The sequence below is a fragment of the Ideonella azotifigens genome, from assembly GCF_006519715.1.
GTDB lineage: Bacteria > Pseudomonadota > Gammaproteobacteria > Burkholderiales > Burkholderiaceae_C > Ideonella > Ideonella azotifigens.
Map to the genome: position 1 here is coordinate 1 of NZ_VIDT01001049.1, position 1,373 is coordinate 1,373.

A 1,373-nucleotide genomic window follows, 5' to 3' on the forward strand; every position below is an offset into this window, starting at 1 on the left:
TCCGAACTGTTCTCCGGGCCGGACGGCCTGGCGTCCGAGGTGGTGGTGCCGCTGCTGGAGGACGGCGACGGCGACATCTGGGTCGGCACGAACTACGGCCTGGAGAGCTTTCGGCACATGCGGCTGCACCCTGTGGCCGCCTTCTCGCAGGGCGTGCCGGGCCGCCTGGCCGTCACGCCCTCGGGCAGCGGTGTGCTGGTCGCCAATCGCAACCAGACCTTGTGGCTGGACCCGCCCAACCCGCCTCAGGTGCGCAATGAGCGGCACGGCGCGCACGCGATGATGCAGGCCCCCGATGGCGCGCTGTGGGTGCTTGACGACACCATGACCCGGCTCCATGGCGGACAGCGCCAGCTCGTCGACTTCACGTCGGTCGCCAGCAGCGTCTCTGAGCGAGCCTTTGCCCCCGACCATGCGGGCGGCGCCTGGGTCTCGCTGGTCGGCAAGGGCGTCTACCACGTCGCGCCGAACAGCGTGCAGCGCGAACAGCGCATCGACAATGGCGGCTCGCCACCGACGGCGATCACCGTGGCCGACAACGGCGACACCTGGTTCGGCTTCGATGACGAGGTGGTGCAGCTGGCCGGCGGCACACTGCGCCGCTACGGCAACGCCGACGGGCTGTTGACCGGCCGCACCACGGCGATTCACGTCGGCCGCGATGCGATCTTCGTGGCCGGTGAGTCCGGCTTCGCGCGCTTCGACGGCCGGCGTTTTTCGACCGTCTCGGCCGAGCGCGACGATGCCTTCGGCCATGTCTCCGGCATTGCCGAGACGCGCGACGGCGACCTGTGGCTGAACGGTGCGCGCGGTGTGGTGCAGGTCAAGCCGGCCGACCTGCCGGCGATGTTCGAGCAGCAGCCGCCCCGCCTGAATTACCGCCTGCTGGACTGGCACGAGGGCCTGCCTGGCATTGCCCAGCAGGCGCCGCTGCAGTCCACGCTGGTGCGGGACGCGCAGGACCGGCTGTGGTTCGCGACCAACCACGGCCTGGCCTGGCTGGACCCGGCCGAGCTGCCGCGCAACATACGGTCGCCGACAGTGGAGATCCAGCAGCTGCGGGTGGGAGACGTGCCCCATGCACCGGTGCCGGACCTGCAACTGCCGGCCGGCACGCGCAACCTGGCGATCCGCTACACCGCGCTGACGCTGGCCGTGGCCGACCGCGCGCGCTTCCGCTACCGGCTGGATGGCGTGGACAACGACTGGCAGGAGGCCGGCACGCGACACGAAGCCACCTACGCGAACCTGGCGGACGGGCACTACCGCTTCCGCGTCGTGGCGGCCAACGGGGACGGCGTGTGGAACCCGCAGGAGACGACGCTGGACTTCCGCATTGCGCCGACCTGGCAGCAGAGCCGGCTGTTCGCGCT

General features: G+C 70.8%; 1 protein-coding gene. It reads left to right on the forward strand.

Features of this window, described 5'->3' with window-relative positions:
• The coding region (locus tag FKP22_RS30475; protein WP_211361674.1) for a triple tyrosine motif-containing protein at window positions 1–1,373 on the forward strand (1,373 nt) is incomplete at both ends.